This is a genomic window from Sphingosinicella sp., from assembly GCF_041916975.1.
Classification (GTDB): domain Bacteria; phylum Pseudomonadota; class Alphaproteobacteria; order Sphingomonadales; family Sphingomonadaceae; genus Sphingosinicella.
Genome location: NZ_JAYRYK010000001.1, coordinates 553163 through 573761 on the forward strand (window position 1 = coordinate 553163; position 20599 = coordinate 573761).

The following is a 20599-nucleotide window of genomic DNA, read 5'->3' on the forward strand; positions in this document are numbered from 1 at the left end:
ACAGTCGGTGGCGCCCCGGCCAGACTCGAGCTTGCTTCCGAGAAGCGCAAAATTCAATAAACTTACATTTATGTAAATTTCTGACACCATGATCGATACCAAGGGACTTTTAACCCATCGCATCGGTTCGAGTCCAAAAGCGGCACCTAGGCGTGCCTCAAAGTCGTGATTCGCAAAGAGAGGAAATCGCTCCACTTTGCCTGACATCATGCTCGACAAGACGCGGCAACACATCATGTGCCAGTCGATGCAAGGCGTCGATATAGTCGATCGCGCTGAAGATCACGCCATCGATACCGGCACTGGCCATACTTACGAGCTTCGCGACCACAGTCTCCGCATCGCCGACAATGGGCGTTCCTGAGCCCAGCGCAACCGTCCGCCGCATGAAGCGCATATGCTCTGAATCCTCGGCAATGCCGTTTTCGCGCGCCAGCGTGCCAATGAAGCCGTCGATGGCGGCGTAATCCGCCCGGTCTTCGGAATAGTAGCGCAGATAATCGACTGCCTCGGCATCCGTATCCTTCAGAACGAGTTGGGCGTTGGTCCAGACCTGAACATCTCGACCATATTCGTCTCGCGCCAGCGCTTTATATTTTGTGACCTGAGCCCGCCACTGGTCGGGGTTCTCGCCGAAGAGACCCACAAGGCCTATGTTCGAATGGCGGGCGGCGAATCGCATGCCGGTCTCGGAAAAGCCGGCGTTCATGATCGGCACCGCACCGCCCTGCAGCGGCTGCGGGCGAGATAGCGCACCTTTCATGCTGAACCAGCGGCTGTCGACATCGAACTCGCGCGTCTCCGACCATAGGCGGCGGATCAGTGTCAGCCACTCCGCGAGATACTGATATCGCTCCTCATGACCGAGCATCTCGATACCGAACATGTCGAACTCGCGCCGATTCCAGCCCCCGACAACGTTCATACCGAAACGGCCACCTGAAATCGCGTCGATCGTCGACGCCTGCTTCGCAACGATCAGCGGATGCACGGTTGGTGCATGTGTCGTCGCAAAAATCCCGATATGGCGCGTCGCCTGCGCGATCGCGGCAGCATAGGTGAAAGGCTCGATCACATCGTGCGAGGCATGCCCGAAGTCTCCATCCACGTAGCCTTTCCAGCGCGCGATCGGTACGATGGCTTCGAGGCCGGCTTCATCCGCTAGCTGCGCAATGCGTAGACACTCCGCCCAGTTCGGCTTGAACAGTTCCGGAACGGTCGTAAGGGCGGGCATTGTGTTGACGCAAAACACGCCGAGTTTGAGCCTGTTTTTTGAGTAAACGGGATGCTGCGAACCCGTCATTGTGCCAGGGCCTCGCGGCGGACGCGTATCCCGGCCTTCTCTCGGTCCCATGTGTCCGCCGTCAAACCCTCTTTTCGCAGATCACCCTTGAGCACTTTGGCCGACGGTGTCTTCGGTAACGCACTCATGACGCGGATATAGCGCGGCACCATGAAATAGGGCATCCGGCCCACAAGGAACTCAGTCAGCTCAGCCATATCAATCGTGCTCCCGGGCACGGGCGCGACCACGACCATCACCTCGTCTTCGGAATACTCGCTTGGCACCCCGATCGCGGCGCACTCGCGTACAGAGGGGTGCGCGCAGACTTCCGCCTCCACTTCAAACGAAGAGATGTTCTCGCCGCGCCTGCGGATTGCATCCTTCATGCGGTCAACGAAATAGAAATAGCCGTCTTCGTCCATGCGAAACGCGTCGCCCGTGTGGAACCAGCCGTTCCGCCAGGCCTCGGCCGTCGCGACCGGGTTGGCATTGTAGCCGCTGTTCATGCCCCAGGGGCGGTCCGTGCGGACAAGCATCTCGCCGACTTCGCCCACAGGAACCTCGCAATCGTTCACGTCGACGAGGCGCACCTCGACATCTGGGCGCGGGCGGCCGCAGGTACCCCGCTTCGTGGGGTTTGCCTCCGACACGATCGGAGAGGAAATCTCCGTCATGTTGAAGATTGTATAGATGTCGATGCCGAACCGCGCCTTGAACGCTGGCGCGTCATCGGTGAACGGCACCATGAAGGCCAACTTCACCTTGTGATCGCGGTCGCGGTCCGATGGCGGCTGCTTGATTAGGAAAGTCGCCATCACCCCGAGCAGGAAAACCACCGTGGTTTCCGTTTTCCGTACCACCTCCCAGAACGTGTCCGTCGAGTAGTTGTTGACCACAGCAACCGATGCGCCGCGCGCAAGCATCACGAACGGCGGCCCCATGCCGCCAATGTGGAAGATTGGCGCGACGGTCATGTAGCGATCGTCTTCCGTCACCATCGGCCAGCTTTCGGGGCCAGCGTTGGAGAACATATGGAGATAGGACGATAGCACGCCTTTCGAAGGGCCAGTCGTGCCCGAGGTATAGATGATAGACTGGATATCCCAGGGATCAATCGGGAGATCGAGTGGCTGCAGATCGGTTTCCGTGCCGGAGAGATCATCGAAGCGGGACGTCGGAAGGCCGAAGTCTGGAGCTTCAAGGGTGGTGGTCAACACCGCTCGTTCAAGACCGGCCATGCCTATTTCGGAAAGGCGCGGCGCAAGTTCCGGATGGACGATGATCACCTTGGCGCCTGAATTCTCGACGACATGTGCAAGCAGCGTGCCGCGATACGCCGTATTGAAAGGGACAAATACCGCGCCGATGTAATTGATGGCATAGAAAGCGAGCAGCGCATCGTGCCCGTTTGGAAGCCATACCGCGACGTAATCGCCCTGCCGGATACCAAGCGCCTGCAGACCAGCCGCCTTCTCGATCACGCGCCGGCGAAGATCGCGAAAACTCCATTCCTCACCATCTTCGAAGATGACATGGGTCTTGTCGGGGCGCTCCACCGCCCACCGATCGACCAGATAGCGTAGAACACACTGGTTTCTGTTAGGAATGCGCGGATCATGAAAATCGCGCGCGGCATCCTCGCGGTCAGCCATGGGAACTCCCCTCGTCCGTATGTTCGTCATTGCGGTTGGAACGACTCCAACCGATGCGCGCATAGCTGCGCACCAACCTCAGTCGAGGCCGATCAGCCGCATGCAGGCGTGTGATACCTGCTCGATCACATCGTCCCGCTTCCGGCGGCTACCTCGCCAGTAGCAATTGGGAATCCACGACAGCAGACCACCCATCCAGACCGACATCGCGGCAGCGTCATGCAGAGTCACAAGGCCGTCCGCCCGGCACTGCTCCACAAGGCGCGCGATCCTCAGATCAAACTCGTGCCGCAGCCGCAAAATCTGCTGTGCATCGATGTTGGTGAGGTTCTTCATCTCACGCTGGTAGACGACGATATATTCCATCCGATCGATAATGATCGCCGCCACCTCTCGCAGCGCCGCCCGCAGTTGATCGACCGAGTTTCCGGGCGCGGCCGCCGCGCGGTCCAGCGCATCCAGCGATTCCGACACGCCGACGGCGCAAACAGAAGCCAGGATCTCGGCCTTGTTCTTGTAGTATGTATAAAGATACGGCTTGGTGACGTTCAGCTCGTCCGCCACCATGTCGAGCGTCGCTGTTTCATAACCCTTTTCGTGGAACAGCCGGCTCGCCACCTCCAGAATGCCCTGCCGCTTCAGGGCAACGACATCAGGTTTCGACATGCGCCGACCGCGCGGCCGCGCCTGGCGTGGTGCATTCGCACTCGCCACCTCGGCCGATTTGCTACGCGTTGCTCTCTTCATGCAGCCCTTCTCAGGATCTCCAGTATATCCGCAGGTGACCGCACCGGACGTGGATTGGTCCGCCCCCAGATATCAAGCATGGTATATTCAGCAACCTGTTGGAAGCGATCTTCGCCGACACCGACCTCCGCCAGTGTGCGAGGCATGCCGAGCGTTCGGATGAAACGGTCCAGCGCGGCAGACGCCGTGCTCTCGGGCTCCCCAAGACAGGCACTGATCCGCTTCTGGCGGCTGTCGTCATACTCAGCGTTCCACGCGAGCACATAGGGCGACATCACGCACGAGGTATAGCCATGCGGCACATCACAGGTTCCACCGAGAATGTGGCCGATCGCGTGGCTCGCGCCCATGGGAACCCCGCCGATTATGGAGATCATGGACTGCCATGCGCCGATCTGGCACTTGAGGCGTCCCTCCAAATCGGCGGGATCGCGCTTCACGCGACTTAAACCTTCCACGAGCAAGCGCAGCGCACTGTCTGCCAGACCATCCGCGAAATCGTTGGACTCGTAGGATGCCAGCGTCTCGACAGCGTGATCGACCGCGCGCACGCCGGTTGAGAACCACAACCATTCGGGCGTGTGCTGCGTCAGTTCGGGATCGAGCACGACAGCGATAGGCGCCATGTTGCGGTGCTCATAGCCCTGCTTGTGCATCACCGCTTCGTCAGTCGCCCCCGACAGGGCGTTGAACTCACCGCCAGAAAGTGTCGTCGGTACGCAGATCACGCGCACATCTGGGCCAACCGTGATCGGGTTGATGACCTGACCGTCGTCGGTGACATAAGTTCTGAGGGGCTCGAAGGCTTCGACGCTCCGCACATCGTGCTTCAGGAGCAGTCCGATGATCTTGCCAGCATCGGTGACTGAGCCGCCACCGATCGTGACGATCAGATCCGCATTGGCAACACGTGCCGCGTCCGCGCCGGCAAGCACGCCCGATCGCGGCGCGTGTGGTGCAATTCCTGTCCACGTCGCGGCATGGCGTGCGCCGAGTGCAGCCTCGACCTTGCGCACGGCATCCGTTGTGTTCGCAAGCGTTGTTCCAGCGAGAATGAACACGCGCTCTGCACCCAAAAGCGTAGCCTGCTCAGCGATTGCCTCTGCAGCAGACCGGCCGATCACGACGCGCTCGGTCGACGTGAAGCCCATTGCCTTGCCAACCATGTCATCCTCCGCAGTTTTTTCGTATGCTGGCACAACAAAATTATACTGTCCAGTATATTCAATATATGCGCACGACGACGCAGTCTCGATGCCGCCTTGACAAAATCATACCCATTAGTAGGTCGATATGCGTAACAATCGATAATACCGGGGATGGATGGCCGTGGCGACAGAAGGCGACGAGGGCACGACAGGCCCGCTATCAGGCCTCCGGATTGTGGAATTCGCCGGTCTTGGCCCGACGCCTTTCGCCGCAATGCTGCTTGCCGATTATGGCGCGGACGTTCTGCGCATCGATCGCAAGGGACAGCCCCCTCTCTCTCCCGGCGACGGCAGGCAGGACTTTCTAAGCCGCAGTCGCAGCTCAGTTGCACTCGATATCAAATCCGTCGATGGCCGGGCGCTCGCGCGGCAGTTGATCGGCAAGGCCGATGTTCTGCTCGAAGGTTACCGGCCAGGCGTCATGGAGCGGCTGCAACTCGGTCCTGATAAAGCGTTCGCGCTCAACCCTCGACTGGTTTACGCGCGGATGACCGGCTGGGGGCAGAGCGGCCCGCTCGCCCAGAAGGCTGGGCACGACATCAACTATGTTGCACTTACCGGCGGCCTGCACATGATGGGCAGCGCGGACGCCCCCCCTCCCGTTCCGCTCAACGTCGTCGGTGATTTCGGCGGTGGCGGCATGGTGGTCGTCTCAGGCATTCTGGCCGCCCTTGTAGAGCGCCAATCGAGCGGGCGCGGCCAGGTTATCGATGCCGCCATGATAGACGGCGCGGCCCTGCTGCTGACCCAGCTCTACGCCTGGAGGGCCATGGGTTTCTGGTCGCCGGAACGCGCCTCCAACCTTCTGGATGGCGGTGCCTACTTCTACCGCTGCTATGAAACTGCAGATGGCTACGTAGCAGTGGGTGCGATCGAACCCCAGTTTCACGCCGCGCTGATCGCGGGGCTTGGCCTGAACCTTGCGGACTTCGCCGATCACATGAATCGCGCCCTCTGGCCTGAACGCACACGGACGCTTGAAGCGCTGCTTAAAACACGCACACGCGATGAATGGGTTTCAGTTTTCGAGCCGTTTGATGCATGCGTAACGCCGGTGCTGACGCAGGACGAGGCTGTGCAGTATGCTGCAAATACGCAGCGGAGCGTGTTCACCGGCGTGGACAGCGCGCAGCCCAATCCGGCGCCGCGCTTCTCGCGTACGCCTGCACAAATCCGCAGCGCACCGACACTTCCGGGCCAGGGCGGCTACGCAGCCCTGAAAGCCTGGGGCGTTTCCGAAACAGAGATTGGCGCGCTCGTCTCTCGCGACGTAATACGCGCAGACTAGGACGGCCAGTCTATCTGGAGTTCGGTGAGGCCGCGAAAGTGTACGCCGCGCCAGTGCGGATCACGCGTTTCGGCACGCATTTGCGGCAGTCGCCGCGCAAGCGTTGCAAGGCCGATTTCGCCTTCCAGGCGCGCAAGTTCAGCGCCGACGCAGAAATGAATTCCGCCACCGAATGTAAGATGTCGTGGCCCATCACGCGCAATGTCGAAAACGTCCGGGTTCTTGAAAACCCGGGGATCGCGGTTGCCCGCGCCTAGCATCGCCATCACGCGCTGACCGGACGCGATCGTGTGTCCACCAAACGTCGTGTCGGCAAAAGCTGTGCGATACGTCATCGTGAGCGAACTTTCGAAACGCAGGATTTCCTCGGACGCAGAGGCTGCGAGGCCCGGATCACTCACAAGCCTGGCCCACTGTTCAGGATAGCGGTGCAGCGTCAGCAGCCCGTTGCCAAGCATATGGGCCGTCGTTTCGAACCCGGCCCCGAACAGCGCAATCGCAACCGTGGTCATCTCCCACTCGGAAAGGCCATTGCCGTCTTGGCGCGCATTCAGAAGTGCCGTCGCCAAATCGTCGCGCGGCTCCATGCGTCTGCGATCGAAAACAGTCTTGAAGAAGCGCTCGAGGAAGAGGATCTGATCGTTTGCAAGCTTCAGCTCATCCGGTGGCAGCGGGCGCATTTCGAGAACGAGGAAACTGTCCTGTATCGCCTTGTTGAGCGCCATGAGCAGATCATCATCTGCCTCGTCTGCGTCAATTCCAAGCATGTCGCACATAACGGCGGTCGGGAGCTTGTAAGCGAAATCGTGGATGAACTCCATGCGACCGCGACCGATCACCGCGTCAAGGAGACGGTCAGTGATTTCCTGAATACGTGGTCGCATAGCCAGCACGCGGCGCGCCGTAAGAGCCTGCGTCACCAGCCCGCGAAGCCGTGTGTGCTTGGGCGGATCCTGAAATACGAACACATCGGCGAGCCAGCGGTAAGCCGGATGCGAGAAAACGTCGAAGTCCTCGCCATAGAGAAGGCGAATATTTCGTTCAAAATCGCCCTGTCCGAAGTTCTGACGATCCATGACGATCGCACGAACATCGTCGTAGCGCGTCACCACCCAGTATCCATGATCCGACCAGTGCACGGGATCATGTTCGCGAAGCACGGCAAACGCCGGGTAGGGATCGGCGAGCAGCTCCGCATCGTTCGGATCCATCGCGAAATTCCGAAGCCAGCGTTCGGTCGCGAGATCCGCCATCATGCAAGCCTTTCAGGGCTGTAGACCGGCCTGAACTTCCCATCCTGTCGTAAAACACGGACAGCGTGAACGCCGCCGAAATGTGCAGGCACAAGCAGCGCGCCCGTTCGCGCTGTCTCTTCCAGAACCGCGCGACGGCTTTCCCGCGCCATATCCTGATCTTCGCAGAACTGACTGTTCCAGTCCGGATTGTGAATCTGAATCGGATGATGAAGTACGTCGCCCACGAACAAGGCGGAATCGCTCTCGCTGACGACGCGCATCGCCAAATGTCCCGGCGTGTGTCCGGCGACTGCGAAAAGATCAATGCCGGGCATCACCTCGAACCCGCTTTGCGCCCACACGACGCGGTCCTGATCGATCAGGGGCTGTATGCTGTCCTCGAACACCCCGGCGTTCACCGCTCTTCCCGTCGCCGAAGGCTCCACACTGTCATCGCTGGGATCCCAGCAGGCGCGATCCGCGATCGGAAGGACATATCGCGCATTGGGAAATGTTGCTTTCCACCCGTCTGCTGAACGGACGGTGTTCCAGCCGACATGATCGATATGGAGGTGAGAACAGACGACCGTATCGATATCTCCAGGCGCGAAGCCCGCTGCGCTCAAACGCTCAAGAAAGTTCGTCTGCAGTCCGCCGAAAATCGGAATCCCCGGTCGCTCCTTGTCGTTCCCGGCACCGGTATCGAACAAAATTTTCTCTGAACCGGTATCGATCAGCCAGCTTTGCAGGAAACCATAAATGAGCCCGGTTTCGGCCTGGTGGTAGTCCGGCACGAACTCACGCTCATGCGGCTGCCAGAGAGCGTCGTCATAGCCTCGAAACATCGCGGAAGGAGGCGCAAAGCCACCCTGCCACTCCTCGATCCGGTGAAGCGTCACGCCTCCCAAACGAAACCGATCCATCCCTACCGCCTCCGAGAGTTTCCCGTCCGGACGCCGACAACCTGCGGCGTCCGGATCACGAAATCGACGCGATCAGAACTCGTAGCCGAGCGTGAACCCATACGTGCGCGGCGGGATCACCGAGCCCACACGCACAAGCGCAAACGTCGGTGCTGTCACAATATTGTTCGAAATCGCGAACTTATCCGTAAGATTCCGCGCCCAGAGGCTCGCGGACAGCCCGCTCTCATGCTTGTAGGTGAGGTTTGCGTTCACAAGAGCATATCCGCTTTGCGCTGCATCCCTGTTGTTGAACTCCGTGAAATACACCTTGCTCTGATAGCTCATGTCCGCACCGAGCGTCAGTTCACCCGGCCCGACGTCCACCGTGTAATCGAAACCCGCGCCGAACGAGAATTTCGGCGCATTCGGCAGGCGCTTGCCATCGAGGTCAGCGAGCGCCGGATCCGTGGGGCAAGGATCGTAAGAAATCCCCGGTCGGCTGACGGCCGCGCCATAGTAACCGTTGCAGAAGTCCTGGAACTTCGCGTTGAGATAAGCAGCATAGGCATTCAGTGTGAGGTTGTCGTTCACGCGCCCGCTGAGTTCGAGTTCAGCGCCATAGTTCTTCGCCGCACCTGCATTGATCGTTTCGACAATGCTCTGAGCGTTAACAAACCCGACCTGAAGATCGGTGTAATCGTAGTAGAAAACCGCACCGCTCAACAGGATGCGGTTGTCAGCAAGCTGCTGCTTGAAGCCAGCTTCATAGTTCCACACGAACTCGGGATCGATCACAGAGTTCGCGCTGCCCACGTTGATGACGCCGGATTTGAAACCACGGGTGACCGTGCCGTAAATCAGTGTTTCGTCTGCCGGGCGCCACTCGACGAGCAGTTTCGGTGTCACTGCGCCCCAGCCCTTTTTCCTATCGGTGGGAATATCGATCCCCGCTGCCTCGAACGTGAACTGTCCGACACCCTTGCGCCGTTCATAGCTGTAGCGCGCACCAGCTGTGACACGCAGCTCGGGCGTCAGGTCGAACGCCGCCTGTGCGAAAACTCCATAGGACTTGGTGTCCACCGTGCCACGCTGGAAGTAATTGCCATCATCGAAGGTATCGGCCGGGAGCCCAAAGAGGAGGCCAAGATTAATCGTTGGCACCTTGACTTCGCCGTACAACTCCTCCTCAAAATACATTGCACCAGCGAGAATATCGAGCCCGCCGCTCTTGTAGTTCAGCAGAAGCTCCTGACTGAACGATGTTGCATCTTCCACGTAGTTGTTCTGACCGTACATCCAGACGTCCGAAACGTCGAGATCAGTCCGATTGAAGCGTTTGAAATCGCGATATGCCGTGATTGACTTCAGATTGAAATCGCCGGAATTCCATTCGATGAGGCCGGTATAATTCTCACCGTTCCGCGTGTTGATCGGATCTTCATCCGAATAAATATTGCGGAGGTTCGGCTTCTCACCGCGCGCTGCGTAGTAATCGAAGATGGTTTCGCCGCCCAGCAGCTTGTGCGGCAACGAATCGGCAGGAACGATGGTCGGGCCGAAATAGTGGAAGGCGTAATTGTTGTCGTCTTCCTCATAGTGCTCGACGATCAGCGAGGCCGTGAGTTCGGACGACAGGCGCGCTTCCAGGATGCCGCGAACCGCATAAGCTTCGCGATTATCGACATCCGAGCCCGTGAACAGGTTCTTGCCGTATCCGTCGCGATCCTCCTTCTTGCCGGAAACACGGAACAACAGCTTGTCCGGCACAATCGGACCGCCGACCGCGCCTTCCAGCGTGATCGCATCGTAATTGCCATAAGTGCCACGGATGTAGCCCGAGAAATCCTCGGTCGGCTTCGCCGTGATGAGATTGATCGCGCCGCCCGTCGCGCCACGTCCGTACAGCGTGCCCTGCGGTCCGCGCAGCACTTCGATCTGTGCAAGATCGTAAAAACCCGCGAGCTGTGCCGCCGGCCGCGAGATCATCGCCCCATCCTGCAGGAATGCAACAGCACCGTCGGCACCAAGATCGATACTGGTCATGCCGATGCCGCGGATGAAGGTGCGGTTCACTCCGAACTGGTCTCCGATCGAGACGTTTGGCACAGAGGATTGCAAGTCCCCGATGTCCTGTATGCCACCCGGTCCAAGATCCTGAGAGGAAATGGCCGAAACCGCCGCCGCCGTATCGGCGAGCGACGTGTTCTGACGCGTTGCCGTGATGACGATTTCCGAGCCCTGCGGCTCGTCGACGCTATCCGCGCCGCCGGCCTGCTGCGCTAAAGCGAGGCCGGAGAACGACGCCGTCGCCAGAAGGCTCACACCGAACACAAATACACATGAGTTCCGTCGCATAATAACACCTCCCCGATCGTCTTATGACTTATGTTGGCAATGAATATACTTATGAGTAGTTTTTTGCAAGCACCTTCGGCGTGCTGAGGGTTTCGCGCGTCATACGGAACAAACGTCCGAAAACGGCCATTATTTTTGAATATTTCGCCGGGCTGGCATACCTTGGCCAGCACACCACATACTGTTGAGTATGCATTTAGAATGCGCGCGTTGACGTGGCGTCAGCCGTTACCCACCCGATCTTCTTTGAAATTGAAATCGGCCGGATTCGCTGTTCGGGTCATCCGCCAGAAGGCATCGTTTCGCCACGGCGTGATCGCAACAATACGGCCCCGCGCGTTCCGATACCAGTTTTCCGTACCTGGATGCGTCCACACAAGCTTTTCGTGCGCAGCGTCCACACGGTCAGAATAGTTGGTATAAACCTGCTCCCTGACGTCGACAGCCACAGCATTCTGCCGAACCATTTCCTCAACGATTCGCAGTGCGTAGTGCGTCTGGTTCTCGATCGAGCGGATCATGCTGCCACCATGACCGGACCCGACATTCGGCCCAAGCAGGATGAAAAAGTTCGGAAAACCGGCAACCACAGTACCGAGATAGGCCGCAGCGTTATCACCATCCCAAAAGTCGCGCAAAACGCGGCCACCGCGACCGACAACATCGTAAGAGCCCAGGACATTGGCCGCCTGGAAGCCGGTAGCGAGGATCAGCACGTCCGCTGACACCCCCTCCCCACTGTCGGCAACAAGCCTATCACCGTGAATTTCCGCAAGCCGTTCCGGGATAAGGCGAACGTTCTTCCGGCGAAGCGTTCGGTACCAGCCATTATCGAGTAGCATGCGCTTTGCGAACGGCGGGTAATCGGGCAAAACATGCGGTAGCAGGTCCTGCCGATCGCCAAGTTCTTCCATTACGTAGCGGGTGAAATACTCGCGGTGGCCATCATTGATCGCGTTGACCGCACGTTCGGGGTGCTCCCACGCCGGATCACGGAACAACGTGCCATGCACACGGTCGTTGAACGTCCAGGACAGACGCTGCTCGTACCAGGCCCGATACAGAGGCACGATTTGCAGCAGGTAGCGAACACCATCTGGCACGGACTTCCTGAACTGCGGAAATGGCGCCGCCCATTGCTTCGAGCGCGCGAAAATCGTGAGTTCGGAGACACTTTCCGCGATCGCAGGCACAACCTGCATGGCAGATGCGCCGTTACCCACAACCGCAACGCGCTTTCCCGTCACGTCCAGATCTTCCGGCCAATCGGACGTGTGCACAACGCGCCCAGCGAAGCTTTCGAGTCCTGGAATCTTGGGCACCAGCGGAATATTTAGTATGCCGACCGCGCTGAATACGAGATCGGCGTAATGCTGCTCCGTACGGCCATCCTTGTCGGTTACGGACACCTTCCAGCGATTTTCACTTTCGATCCATTCAGCCTTCTCAACCGTCGCCTCGAAGCTGACGCGATCATGGAGTCCATATTCAATAGCAGTTTCAATGAGGTAGTTGGAAATCTCATCCCGAAGCGGGAAGTATTTGGACCAGTCAGCTCCGCGGAACGAGAAAGTGTAGGTGAGGTTCGGCGTGTCGACACCGCAACCTGGATAGCGGTTTTCCCACCATGTACCGCCGAACTGCGTGTTCTTCTCGAAGATCCTACATTCTATACCCATCTCGGCGAGCTTTATTGCTGCGCATATTCCGGAAACGCCCGCGCCGATCACGATCGCACTCAAAGGCCGCTGGGGCCGAGGCTGCGACACCTCTCCTTCAAGCTTCATCGTCGATGCGATGACATCGCCATATTCATCCGGCACATCTTCGGTCATGGCGACACTCAGCATGTGCGCAAGCTGAGTGTTGGAAGGGCGAGGCAGAACAAGCTCCCTCCCTTTCAGCCAAGCCACTATCGCCGCATAGGCCGCATCTCGAATTTGCCGCTGAAGGGCATCTGAAAGCCCTGCCGAATCATTGTCATCAAGGCCTTTGCCGCGCTTCGGTGCAAACGGCGCATCCAACCATTTGGCATCGCCGGTCATCTGGAAGAGACACATGAGAAGAGAAGGAATATTTCCCTCGTCGACACCCTCACGAAGCTTGGCATAGTCGATGTCCATGCCCGTCGAAGGCCTGTCAGCCATCTTTTTCAACGCCTTTTCCTCTCGCGGAGCCGCCATCATAGGTGGCAATAATACGAATTTAATATACTTTCCAGTATAATTTTTGCCAACGCGTGCGGCGCGGCATAGACTCAGTGGAATACCAATTGGTATATTTAACTTAGAAGCACGCAGATTCTGCGCTCCGTATGCGGGATCGCACGACCGATGATGACATGGCTATTTAGGAAACAATCATCTGCGGCACGCGCCTTGGATGATGCATGCCCGGCACGACCTCTCCGTCGCTCGGCCACACAAACTGAAACATGTTAGCGAAGCAGACAATTGGTGGACGAAAATGAATGTCCACGGACGGTCTCTGGTGCCCCGGTCGGACTCGAACTTACCTCTGAACGGCGCAGAAAATCAACAAACTTACATATATGCAAATTAACGATACCATGACCGATACCAAGGGACTTTTTATCAAAATGGTTCGAGTCCCAAAGGCTCCAGTTCATCAACTCACATCGCTGATTCGTTACCCCCTTACATTGGGCCCTCCTTGATGATTCGATATGATCGAGTGCTGTTTCTGCGCGATAAGAACGTCTTTTATAAATCAAATAATTATGATATTTGATCGATAGAAAGGCGTGCTATCGATCATGCTTTGGAACTGGCAACAACCCGACTGGCCAAACTTCGCCTACGATGTGAAGCGCCTGAGAAGCCGTGAGGACAAGTTTCTGAAGGGCGCGGGTATCCTGGTCGGCGTCATGGCTCATCTCGATTCCGATGATCGTCAGAACCTTTCCATCGAACTGATGGCACAGGAAGCTGTCGACAGCTCTGCCATCGAGGGCGAGATCCTCGATCGCGCTAGCGTGCAATCATCTGTTGCGAAGCACCTGGGCATCAAGGCCGACCATCGCCGCGCCAATGCCGCCGAGGCGGGCGCTGCAGAACTCATGGCGAACCTCTTCTACAGCTATCGCGAGCCGATCAGCGACGCCATGTTGTTCCATTGGCATGCCTTGCTCCTGAACGGCAGGCGGGACCTCGCCGACATAGGCCGATATCGAACACATGCGGACCCCATGCAGATCGTCTCGGGAGCCATTCACGCGCCGAAGGTGCATTTCGAGGCTCCACTATCGCAAGCGGTGCCAGCCGAGATGGAGGCATTCATTGCCTGGTTCAATGATACCGGGCCAACCGGCCCTTCACCGGCGAGCGCATTAACGCGAGCGGGTATTGCTCATCTATGGTTCGAGTCCATTCACCCCTTCGAAGATGGTAACGGGCGCATCGGCCGCGCTATTGCGGAAAAGGCCTTGGCCCAAGGGCTTGATGCGCCCGCTATCACCGCTTTCGCAGAAACCGTCCAACGCCATCGCAGGGATTATTATACCCAGCTTCAACGCGCGAGTCTGTCAAACCGGATCGACGATTGGCTTGAATGGTTCTCCGACATCGTGCTTGCGGCCCAACAGCGCACACTTGATCGGGTTCATTTCCTTCTGGCCAAGGCGAAGCTGCTCGGCCGCCTGCGCGGCGGGATCAACGCACGGCAGGAGAAGGCCCTACTCCGAATGTTCGTCGAAGGCCCAGATGGATTCAGGGGTGGCTTAAGCGCGTCAAACTATCGAACGATTACCGACGCAACATCCGCCACAGCAACACGCGATCTCGCACAGTTGGTGGAACAAAAGGCCCTGCTCAAGAAAGGAGAGCTGAAGCACACGAGATATTACCTGAACCTTGACGAGCGATCATAAAGTTTGATGGCTGCTATTCTGGCACGTTACGGTGAGAAAGCCGAAGCCTGTGCATTTTGGTAGCATCCAGAATCTACAACCGTAACAGCTTTCAGGATTAATCTATTGGAGACCGTCCGTAGCAAGCGCGCAAGAAGCTGAACCATGCCGGAACACCTGCGGTCAGGTGGGTTTCCAACGGGATGATCTCTGTCGACACTTGCAAGCCCGGCAACGGATGAAGCGTGGTTTGTGAAAGGAGTTCGGTTGTGCTGCGAGCCACGAGCCATTGGTAGATGGTTGGCTGTGTGAGTTCACGCGCTGCGATCGTGACGTGCAGTCGCCGACCAGAATAGTCCTCTTTTGAATCGACAGCCTGTTGGTACAGCTTGAAGATCTGGCTGTTTTCGATGATGCCCGGACTGCCCGCGCCTATGCGCTTGAAGAGGTCCGACCGCTTGATCGCGACATAGGCCGCAAACAGCCCGCCATAGGAATCGCCCCAGAGACCGACGTCATTCTCATCCATTCTGAACGTGGCCGCCAACGCCGGATGAAGCTCGCCTTCCAGAAAACCGAGGAATTTGTCGGCGGCGGGCTTGCCAAACATGGCAAGATATCGGTCGCCCTTCTCCTTGGGCAGCAGCCCGGCCTGGACCGAATACTCCACCGCCTGAAGCATTGCTTCCGGAATGGGTTCATCCGGTGGGAGCAGATCGCGAACACGCAGCCACTGCCAATCCTGACTTTCCGCGTTGGAATAGCCGACCGAGACGAGGATGAAAGGAACCAAGGGCGATAGGCTGTCGCTCGGCATGGCCTGATGAAAGGGCGCCGTCGCCGGGAAAAAGAGATTTCCATCGACTTGATAGACCACCGGGAAACTCTGTGCCTTGTCGGCGTCATACTGCGCTGGAAGCGTGACCCATGCGGAAAAACGTACGCCGGCTATTCTGGAATCAATCTCGAAATAGCGGGTCGACGGAAATAGAGAGCCGAAGGAAGGCGCGGACTCGGCAAGTTCGACTGAGTTATCCATGCATTTCTCTTTCATCCTGTTTTGACTGGTAATCTCGATACTTACACCGTCGAGCGAGATTATTCCCTTCGGCGCGATTTGGCCAAATTTAAAGACCTTCCGGCAAGGTCTGCTCACCTTCTCGAAACAGCCGTCGGCGCATATTCTGGAGCGCCGCCCAGACGGCAAGGACGATCAGGGGCGCAGCAATCCCCAATAGCGAGGTCGGAGAAACGCCGCCCCAAACATGCTCGGCCGCCTTGACTGGATAAGAGATCAAACCCAGCAGATAATAGCTGATCGCGACCGCAGACAGGCCTTCCACCAGATGCTGGAGCCGCAATTGCATCCGCGCGCTCCGATCCATCGAAGCGAGCAGCCGTCCATTCTGATTTTCAATATTGGTTTCGATACGGGTGCGCAGCAGACCGGTGAACTGCCCGGCCCGCCCGTTCAAAAGCGCGAGACGTTGGGACACGGCAGCGCAGGTCCGTATGGCCGGGTTGAAACGCCGGCTCGTGAAATCCGTCAGCGACTGAAACCCCTTGACCGGCTGCGCCTTCAGTTCGTGCAAGCGATCGGCGACGATGACAGCATAGGCGGCTGTCGCGCTCATGCGGAACTCCGTCTCGGCTGTGATCGAAAGCAACTCCTCGCTGTGCGTCGTAAGTGCCTTCAGCAAGTCATCGTCACGCTGATCACCAGTGAGCAGAACCCGCCCCGTTTCGGCGAGCGCCCGTTCGATCTCGTCGAGCCGCGCCCAGGTCGTCCGTGCCACGGGCAGACCGAGCAAGGCAAGATTACGATAATTGCCCAGTTCCTGAAGCCGCTGAACACAGCTCGCCAGTTCAACGGGGGGCAAACCGTTGGCCGCGATCACGAGCCGCCCATAGCCATCTTTGTGGATCCGGAAATCGCTCCAGATGCGCGCGCCATCGGCCACATGGCAGGAAACGAGGTGCGATTGCGTGAAATCGGCAGTCTCGACAAAAGGCCCGGCAGCCTCGTCGCTCGCCACGACGATAAGGAGGGTCGCGCGGATGACATAACCCGGCGCTGTTTCCGCCCATTCGAGCGCAGCGGCGCCATCGATGCTATCGGGCCGCCCCCAGCCGATGCCCTGTGCGGCCGCCCCGGTCATCGTGACGGTAATCGTGCTCGCCTCGCTATGTCGCTCCCAGGATGCCCGGACATCGGACGACCAGCGACCTTCGCGATGCCGCTCGCCGGTTATCCCGTATAGGTCCGGAAGAGCCGCGAGCGACAATTGTTCATCTGCATTCTGGCTCTGCTCGACCGTCCGCACAAGCTGGATCACCTGTGCCGGCAGTTCGAAAGCCGGAAAACGCCGCAGGTGCATCTCGCCAACGATTTCTGGGCGTTGCGGATGCTCGATGAAACCGGGCGCTTGCGTCATATCAGGCGCGCCAAGGCCGGCCTCCAGCTACGCGCTCGAATACCCCGACGGGACGAACCCGTCGGAATTGAAGTCTCCATCGCCATGGCCAGGGCCAACGATCGGGTCGCATCTCAGAATGAGAAACGGAGTTCCGCGCCGACGGTGCGCGGCGTCAACGTATGCACACGCAGTGCCCCCGTCTGTCCAACGAGCAAGCCCGTTCCCACCGCGTCGAGTTGCCCCAGTGTATTGGTCAGATTGTCGACAAAAAGGGTCAACGTATAGTCGCCGAGCTTGACCCCGCCCCGCACGTTGATCGTGACAAAGTCATTGAGCGTCTGCCTCGTGGTAGGCTCGATCACCTCGTCGCGGAATATGATATCAGCGCGTCCGAAAGCGGAACTGCGATCTGACAAGGGAGCTTCGTAAGCAATACCTGTCGAGACCGTCCAAGGCGGTGCGAGCGGCAGGCGGTCGCCCTTGAACGCGTTCGCCTGCGGCGTGTCCTCGGCGACGCGCGCATCAAGATACCCCAGCGACAGGTCAACCGAAAGGCGCTCGGTCGGGCGAAGCGTAGCCGCGAGCTCGAAGCCTTCGATCTTCGAACCTCCGATATTTGCGCCGAGGTTGAAGCCGCACTGAGGAAGGAAAACGTTCTGCTGCTGATTCTTCCAGTCGATACGAAATGCCGCCGCGTCAAAGCTGAGGGCGCCGTTTCCGACGCTTCCCTTGGTACCGACCTCATAATGCCAGAGATTGTCGGATTCGAACGTTGCGGGCGCGCTCGTATAGCCCAGCGCCTGAATTTCGGCGTCGCACGATGAAGGGATCGCAATGATGTTGTTCGCACCGCCCCGACGGAAGCCCTTGCTGGCCGAACCGTAGAAGAGCAGATCGTCGCTGGGCTTATAGGCCAGGGCGAACCGGGGATTGATCCCGTCGTCGTCCGCCTTGAGATTGCTCGTGGGCGCTCCGAACAGACCCGCGCGTACATCGGTGTTCTTGAACTTATTCTTGAAGTACCGCGCACCCGCGGTGAAGGTCAATTCGCTCGTGATGTTCCAATCGATCTCAGCGAAAGCGCCGAATTCGCGGGTCTTCGATACACCATACTGATCGACCAGGATATCACTTGTCGCGTAGGGAAAGCCGAGTGCGTCATTGATTGCATCCGCTACGCCCGGCGAGTTCCAATAGAAGGTGCCGGTTTGACGGGTATGTTGATAAAACAGACCAGCCTGCCAATCGATCGCATGGCGGCCGATCGACGACAACCGCAACTCTTGCGTGAAAACGTCGCGATCGTTCTTGTAAATGTTCAGGCTCGGCGTGTTCCAGTCCGCCCCGAAGCTCACCAGCGTCGATTTCAGAAAGTAGGTCAAATCTTCAATATTGAGGACTTTGTACCACGTTCCCGATGTGTTGCTGGTAAGATTTGCAAAGTCGCCGAAGTCATAGCTGACCGTCAGCGAGGCATTTCTGAATTCGGCCTCGCTGGGTTCCGCCGCAAATCCGCCAGTGGTGAGAGGCCGGTCAAGCGCATCGCTGAGAGGCACATCCCAATCTGACCGCGCGTCCAGCTTGGCTTTCTCGTAGATATAGCCCGCAGTTATCCGCAGGTTACCGTCCGGTGAATAGACAAGCGAGGCGCGCCCACCGTAGGTTTTCTCATCATCCTCGTTCATCACGAGTCCGCCCGCAGGAATGGTCGCCGGATAAGGGGCGGGCACATTTTGCGCGCCGGGCAAACGATCGATCACGCCGTTTCGGAACACGCCATAACCAGCGACGCGCAACGCAAGCTGATCGGAGACGATCGGCAAATTTATCGCGGCGTCGCCGCGATAATTGAACCCGCCACCTTTGGTGTCCGACAGCTCGATCCCGCCGCTTGCCTCGAAATCGTTCAGGTCCGCCTTGCGCGTCTGGACCTTGATGAGACCACCCATGGCCCGGGCTCCGTACAACGTACCCTGCGGTCCCTTGAGAACTTCAATGCGCTCGATATCGAACAACTTGAGATTGACGCTGCCTACGGGCGTATCATCGATATAGAAGCTCACCGGCGGGTCGCTGAGGCCACCGCTCACGCCGCGGATAGAAAGCGTTACACCTTCTGTTCGACTACTGGTCGGGCCGCGAGTGCTGAATGCAAGTCCTGGCACGCGATTCGCATAGTCATCGAAGTTTTCCGCACCGATCGCCGTCAGTTGCTCGCCCCCAAGGACGCTGATGCTGATCGGAACGTCTTTCAGTCTTTCCTCGCGCTTACGCGCGGTAACAATGATGTCCTCCGTGTTGAATTGATCCAGCTCTGCAGCCAACGCGGGCGTCTGGGCGGCAGTCGATGCCGGCGCCGCGCCCTGGGCACTGGCAGTCGCCCCACCCCCAATTGCAATCGCACTTGTCGCGATCCACAAAGCACTTTTGCGACCCATCCCGGGCCGATCCGAATTCCGTTGCACGATAATTCCTCCCTCTCGCGCCCACGCCGGGGCGCGCCCTAAAAAATCCATCTACTGAAACGCTGCCTCGATGCCGCACGACACCAGGCAAGTTCCGGCCCCCAACCAAACGGATACCTTCCCCGACCGGGGATGGGCTTAGCGCGAAGCCGAGCCAATATTTGCAACCACGTATCGATTTTCTCGATGCTTACGGGGCATGATTTCCGTAAAGATAAATCATGGCGTCATTCATCGCCGGCATGAAAACAGACGTGTGCGTTTCTCCGTCATATACTTTCGACGCCCAAGTCAGGTCCGAAGACTTACTTCTATGCAATGCGCTCACAATTCGATTGAAGCTCCGGCCCATATCCTCGTAAAAATCCACACCCCCGGACATTTCCTTCGAGCCCATTGAAAGAAACATCCTGGTTGGATGAACCAGTTTCTCCTTCAAGCGCGCCTCGAATTGCGCAACATAGTCCGTTGACGTTGTGAACACGCCTGGGCTGCCGAGCCAATATCGATCAAAAAGCTTCGATTGGCGCAAGAATGCGTAGAATGTGAATGTTCCGCCGAAGGAGTCACCGACAATGCCGGCCGGCCTGTTCGTGGTATTGTATTTTGCCCTAATGAGAGGATCGAGCTCATTTTCAAGAAATTCTAGAAACTTGTCCGCACCGCCCGGAATGACTTTCGAGGCCTGTGCCAGACGCTTGTTCAGCGAAGGAGGAACAGAATCCTTCATCGTGTAATCCCGGGTTCGAGCATTTTCGGCGTCTACCGGATAGTCGACCCCAACCAGCAAGACAGGCTTGTAGCCGGGGTTGATCAAATCGACAGATTGCAGTGTGCAAATTGTTGCCGCCACCGCCAGCGCAAACGACCCATCTAGAACATAGACGACATCAAGTGGCGAGCCCTTCGCGTCAGTACGCAAGGGGTTTGATTTTGGATGGGACCAAACGCCGACAGCCATTTTGTCGCCGACCGCGCTGGATTGATATTCAAACGCCTCGCTATTCCGAAGGGGCCAGGGCGAGCCGGTACTCTTGAGTCCTCCGCCCGTTTTGGCATGGGCCGACGCGACACTCACTTGTGATGCGCCTATCATGGCGGCCGCAGTCAAACCGGATCCAAGAAACTCTCTTCTTTCCATCACAGCGCTCCCCCACCTCCCAAACTTTTTGGG

14 protein-coding genes are annotated in these 20599 nt (G+C 58.2%); 2 read left to right on the plus strand and 12 right to left on the minus strand.

Annotated elements, in window-relative coordinates; genetic code table 11:
• Positions 1–157: 157 nt before the first annotated feature.
• The 4 genes from ACE3TJ_RS02680 to ACE3TJ_RS02695 all read right to left on the minus strand — a co-directional run bounded on the left by ACE3TJ_RS02680 (position 158) and on the right by ACE3TJ_RS02695 (position 4850).
• Positions 158–1303, minus strand: a complete 1146-nt coding sequence (locus tag ACE3TJ_RS02680) for an LLM class flavin-dependent oxidoreductase (RefSeq protein WP_374593589.1) — start codon at positions 1301–1303, stop codon at positions 158–160.
• Positions 1300–2937: an AMP-binding protein gene (locus ACE3TJ_RS02685; protein WP_374593591.1), complete on the minus strand. Its 1638-nt coding sequence runs from the start codon at positions 2935–2937 to the stop codon at positions 1300–1302. Before ACE3TJ_RS02685 ends, ACE3TJ_RS02680 begins: the two co-directional genes overlap by 4 nt.
• A gap of 78 nt (positions 2938–3015) precedes the next feature.
• Positions 3016–3684 (minus strand): TetR/AcrR family transcriptional regulator, encoded by a 669-nt coding sequence (locus ACE3TJ_RS02690; RefSeq protein ID WP_374593593.1) that lies wholly within the window; start codon positions 3682–3684, stop codon positions 3016–3018.
• The gene (locus tag ACE3TJ_RS02695) at positions 3681–4850 is read right to left on the minus strand and encodes an iron-containing alcohol dehydrogenase (RefSeq protein ID WP_374593595.1); all 1170 of its coding nucleotides are present in this window, start codon (positions 4848–4850) and stop codon (positions 3681–3683) included. Before ACE3TJ_RS02695 ends, ACE3TJ_RS02690 begins: the two co-directional genes overlap by 4 nt.
• A 163-nt stretch (positions 4851–5013) precedes the next feature.
• Between ACE3TJ_RS02695 and ACE3TJ_RS02700 the strand changes: the two genes are divergently transcribed.
• Complete coding sequence (locus tag ACE3TJ_RS02700; RefSeq protein WP_374593597.1) at positions 5014–6180, plus strand: CaiB/BaiF CoA transferase family protein; 1167 nt, start codon at positions 5014–5016, stop codon at positions 6178–6180.
• On the opposite strand, the gene ACE3TJ_RS02705 is transcribed toward ACE3TJ_RS02700, so the two are convergent.
• The 4 genes from ACE3TJ_RS02705 to ACE3TJ_RS02720 form a co-directional block, all read right to left on the minus strand.
• Positions 6177–7436 carry a cytochrome P450 gene (locus ACE3TJ_RS02705; protein ID WP_374593599.1) on the minus strand — a complete coding sequence of 420 codons (1260 nt, stop codon included), beginning with the start codon at positions 7434–7436 and terminating at the stop codon, positions 6177–6179. The two genes, ACE3TJ_RS02700 and ACE3TJ_RS02705, sit on opposite strands and share 4 nt — an antisense overlap.
• Entirely contained in the window at positions 7433–8338 is a 906-nt protein-coding gene (locus tag ACE3TJ_RS02710; protein WP_374593601.1) for an MBL fold metallo-hydrolase, read from the minus strand. Before ACE3TJ_RS02710 ends, ACE3TJ_RS02705 begins: the two co-directional genes overlap by 4 nt.
• A 72-nt stretch (positions 8339–8410) precedes the next feature.
• On the minus strand, positions 8411–10675 hold the full coding sequence (locus ACE3TJ_RS02715) for a TonB-dependent receptor (RefSeq protein WP_374593603.1): 2265 nt from the start codon (positions 10673–10675) through the stop codon (positions 8411–8413).
• A 221-nt stretch (positions 10676–10896) separates the two neighbouring features.
• Positions 10897–12822, minus strand: a complete 1926-nt coding sequence (locus ACE3TJ_RS02720) for a flavin-containing monooxygenase (RefSeq protein ID WP_374599281.1) — start codon at positions 12820–12822, stop codon at positions 10897–10899.
• 629 nt (positions 12823–13451) lie between these two features.
• Between ACE3TJ_RS02720 and ACE3TJ_RS02725 the strand changes: the two genes are divergently transcribed.
• Complete coding sequence (locus ACE3TJ_RS02725) at positions 13452–14564, plus strand: Fic family protein (RefSeq protein WP_374593604.1); 1113 nt, start codon at positions 13452–13454, stop codon at positions 14562–14564.
• Between the two features lie 97 nt (positions 14565–14661).
• On the opposite strand, the gene ACE3TJ_RS02730 is transcribed toward ACE3TJ_RS02725, so the two are convergent.
• From ACE3TJ_RS02730 to ACE3TJ_RS02745, 4 genes are all read right to left on the minus strand, one after another.
• The gene (locus ACE3TJ_RS02730; protein ID WP_374593606.1) at positions 14662–15582 is read right to left on the minus strand and encodes an alpha/beta hydrolase; all 921 of its coding nucleotides are present in this window, start codon (positions 15580–15582) and stop codon (positions 14662–14664) included.
• An 88-nt stretch (positions 15583–15670) separates the two neighbouring features.
• Entirely contained in the window at positions 15671–16978 is a 1308-nt protein-coding gene (locus tag ACE3TJ_RS02735; protein WP_374593608.1) for a DUF3422 domain-containing protein, read from the minus strand.
• Positions 16979–17091: 113 nt separating this feature from the next.
• Positions 17092–19398, minus strand: a complete 2307-nt coding sequence (locus ACE3TJ_RS02740) for a TonB-dependent receptor (RefSeq protein ID WP_374593610.1) — start codon at positions 19396–19398, stop codon at positions 17092–17094.
• A gap of 217 nt (positions 19399–19615) precedes the next feature.
• The gene (locus ACE3TJ_RS02745) at positions 19616–20566 is read right to left on the minus strand and encodes an alpha/beta hydrolase (RefSeq protein ID WP_374593612.1); all 951 of its coding nucleotides are present in this window, start codon (positions 20564–20566) and stop codon (positions 19616–19618) included.
• Between the last annotated feature and the right edge of the window lie 33 nt (positions 20567–20599).